Origin of the sequence: Polaromonas sp. UBA4122, from assembly GCA_002381615.1 — a bacterium.
Classification (GTDB): domain Bacteria; phylum Pseudomonadota; class Gammaproteobacteria; order Burkholderiales; family Burkholderiaceae_C; genus Polaromonas.
The window spans coordinates 1-3,612 of record DFWY01000113.1; the positions used below are offsets into that span (position 1 = coordinate 1).

Sequence of the window (3,612 nt, forward strand, 5' to 3'; positions counted from 1 at the left end):
GAGGGGCCAGCCATGGCTGAACACCACAGCTTGTCCGGTGCCCCAGTTCTTGTAATCGATCTGCGTACCATCTTTCGTCGTAATTGTGCTCATGGTTCAACTCCTTTCTATTCTGGTATCAATGCCCCGGTTTAAGAATGACCTTGGTCCAGCCATCCTTGCGCGCATCAAAGTTTTCGTAGCCTTCGGCCGCCCGGTCGAGTGGCAGTTCGTGCGAGATGATGAAGGACGGTTTCGCTTTCCCTTCTGCGATCAGCTTACACAACTTGCGGTTGTATGCTTTTACATTTGCCTGGCCAGTCCCTATGTGCTGGCCCTTGATCCAAAACTGGCCAAAGTCGAACGCAATCTGACCTTGCTTGGCCAATTTATCTTTGGCGTTAGGGTCTTCCGGTACGAAAACTCCCACCACCCCGATACCGCCAGTCGGGCGCACCGTTTTCACTAGATTGTTCATCGTCAGGTTCGGCACCTCATGCCCTTTGTGGTCGCAGCATTGATAGCCCACGCATTCGCACCCCCGATCCGCTCCTTGGCCGGCGGTCAGCGCCATGACCTGTTCCACGCCAGACCCATCCGAGTCATCGACCGCAATAGCACCTATTTTTTCTGCCAATGCCAGTCGGTCCTTGTGCATGTCCACGACCATGACCTTGCTGGCCCCTTTGATGATCGAAGAGTACGCTGCCATAAGACCGACCGGCCCAGCGCCGTAAATGACAACCGAATCGCCTGCTTGCACGCCTGCGAGCTCGGTGGCGTGATAACCGGTCGGAAAGATATCGGACAACATAACGTAATCATTTTCCTTTTCCTCCGCATCGGGCGGGAGCACCAGACAGTTGAAGTCGGCATAGGGCACACGTAAAAGCTCTGCCTGTCCGCCACTGTATGGCCCCATGCCTGCGAAGCCATACGCTGCGCCCGCGTTGCCGGGGTTGGCAATGAGGCAGAACCCCGTGAGCCCACGCTCGCAATTTTCGCAAAAGCCACAAGCAATATTGAATGGCATGCAGACCCGATCTCCCAGTTTGACGCGTTCGACCGCGCTGCCGATCTCGATGACCGTTCCAAGATTCTCATGCCCAAAAATTCTGCCAGGCTCCATATTCGTCCGGCCTTCATACATATGCAGATCGGAGCCGCAAATGTTCGTGGTCGTGATTTTCACAAGCACATCGGTTGCTTTTTCAATCTTGGCATCAGGGACGTTTTTGACGACTACGTCGCGAGGACCTTTATAAACGACTGCTTTCATGATGACTCCTTTTAAACAGATGTTTTTCGTTGGTATCCATACCTTCTGGTATCTATCACAGTACCTCCCTTCAAGCTCTAAGGAACTGGCGGTTATGCCAATGTTCGAACAGACTTTTCCCGGTCCCATTGGCGTGTCTTTGCCGCAGCAATAAATGCGTCTTTGTCGTTTGTATCCACTATGCCCGCGTCTTGTCCGACATGCGCTATTCTCAAAAGCGTCTGGCCGCCCTGGTCGACGGCGATCGCCTTGAGATGACCGAAAGCATCGCGCACGAAATCGATGGCGGCGCTTTCCATCGACAGCGCTTTTGCGCCTTCATCGGAAAGGATGACGGCGACTGCGTCAAATAACACAGAAGGGGTACCAGCCAGTTGTCCGTCAGCCGCCAGCATCGAGCCATCGGCAAGCTTCGCGCCTCCCACTTTGGGAGCGACGACCTTCACGGTAGCACCCGAATCGGTCGCGGCCTTTTTAATCTTCTTGATGACAGCGCCGTCCGAACCATCCGCGATCAGGATGCCAATCGTGCGCCCCATAAGCGTGTTTTTCATCTTGCCGATGGTCCGCAATGCTGGCGAAGACGCCATTTCCTGCACTGGCGCTGCGGCTACCGGCGCATCGGGGATTTTGTCGAACCCAAGACCTGAGGCGACCCGGTTGGCGAGGTCTTCTTCGATATGTCGCAGGTGGCCGACCATCGCCTCACGCACGTGCACATGGCCGACCTTGGAAAGTTCAAACACTAACGCTGAGGCGATGTGCGCCTGCTCATACGCGGTTTGGCTGAGATAGAACTGCCGCGCCTGGCTGTAGTGGTCGGCGAAGCTCTCGGCACGGATGCGGCCTTTCTCGCCGGATTCAGTGACTGCGGCGCTATGAAAGCCCTTGGTCGGCGTTTCACGTGGCGAGTTGTCAGACAAGGAGTTGGGCTCATACGCAACCCGGCCCGTCGATTGCGCCATCTGCATGTGCCCGTCGCGTTGCTGGTTGGCGAACGGGCACTTGGGCGCGTTGACCGGGATCTGGTGAAAATTGTGCGAACCCAGGCGCGAAAGCTGCGTGTCGAGATAGGAGAATAAACGGCCTTGCAACAGCGGATCATTCGAGAAATCGATGCCTGGCACGACATGAGTAGGACAGTAAGCAACCTGTTCGGTTTCAGCGAAGAAATTGTTCGGCCAGCGATCCAGCACCATGCGGCCGATCACTTTCAAGGGTACCAATTCTTCGGGAATCAGCTTGGTCGCGTCCAGATGATCGAACGGGAATCTGTCCGCTTCCTCCTGCGTGAAAAGTTGCACCGCGAATTCCCACTCGGGGAAATTGCCTGCCGCGATGGCTTCAAACATATCGCGGCGGTGGAAGTCTTGATCAGCGCCGGAAATCTTGACGGCCTCATCCCAAATTGTGGACTGCAAGCCTAGCTTGGGACGCCAGTGGAATTTGACGAAGGTCGATTTTCCTGCGTCGTTAATCAGCCGGAAACTATGCACACCAAAGCCTTCGATCATCCGTAGCGAACGCGGTATTGTGCGATCAGACATGATCCACATCACCGTATGCATGGATTCAGGCGTGAGCGAAATAAAATCCCAGAACGTGTCGTGCGCGGTTGCCGATTGCGGAAAGCCGCGGTCAGGCTCCATCTTGACGGCATGGATGAGGTCGGGGAATTTTATGGCGTCCTGGATGAAGAAAACCGGGATGTTGTTGCCGACCAGGTCCCAGTTGCCTTCCCTGGTGTAAAACTTGACTGCAAACCCGCGTACGTCACGCGGCGTGTCGACCGAACCCGCACCGCCTGCGACGGTCGATATGCGGGTAAACACGGGCGTCTTTTCACCTGCCTCGGTGAGTATCCTGGCGGTGGTGTATTGTTTCAACGAGGCGGTCAGTTCGAAGAATCCATGCGCACCCGTCGCTCGCGCGTGAACGATACGCTCGGGAATACGCTCGTGATCGAAGTGGGTGATCTTTTCGCGGAGGATGAAATCCTCCAGAAGCGTAGGGCCCCGCGGATTGGCCCTGAGCGAATTTTGATTATCAGAAAGTGCAACGCCCTGGTTCGTTGTGAGCGCGGGGTGCTCTCCACCAGCGATCTGATGCCGCTCGCCGCCGGCAGCCAGTTGTGATTCTTCGTTTGGAGCCGACCCCTTTTCCTGTTTGCGTTTTTTAGAATTACTCGTCGTCGTTTTGTTGCCCATGATCGATCTTCCTAGTGTGTAACTCCAGCCTGACCCACAGTCGACTCTCTATTCCGTGGTTTTGCCGTCGAAGTGTTCGGTGTCGGCCTCCGCATCGGCGCGGGTATGGTGGACGACGCCGTCTCGATGATTCGGCGGCGCATAGAG

At 55.7% G+C, this 3,612-nt stretch carries 2 protein-coding genes and 1 pseudogene; all 3 read right to left on the reverse strand.

Going from position 1 to position 3,612, the window contains the following annotated elements; translation table 11 throughout:
* Positions 1-93: pseudogene (locus B3F77_RS14835) on the reverse strand (alpha/beta hydrolase); the annotation flags it as partial.
* 25 nt (positions 94-118) lie between these two features.
* Complete coding sequence (locus B3F77_RS14840) at positions 119-1,258, reverse strand: glutathione-independent formaldehyde dehydrogenase (RefSeq protein WP_293605702.1); 1,140 nt, start codon at positions 1,256-1,258, stop codon at positions 119-121.
* Between the two features lie 92 nt (positions 1,259-1,350).
* Positions 1,351-3,465, reverse strand: a complete 2,115-nt coding sequence (locus B3F77_RS14845; protein ID WP_293605703.1) for a catalase — start codon at positions 3,463-3,465, stop codon at positions 1,351-1,353.
* Positions 3,466-3,612 lie beyond the last annotated feature (147 nt).

What these genes read in the sequence shown, in the direction of transcription:
- B3F77_RS14840 (WP_293605702.1), bottom strand. Translation starts at nt 1,258, where the DNA reads ATGAAAGCAGTCGTTTATAAAGGTCCTCGCGACGTAGTCGTCAAAAAC.
- B3F77_RS14845 (WP_293605703.1), bottom strand. Translation starts at nt 3,465, where the DNA reads ATGGGCAACAAAACGACGACGAGTAATTCTAAAAAACGCAAACAGGAA.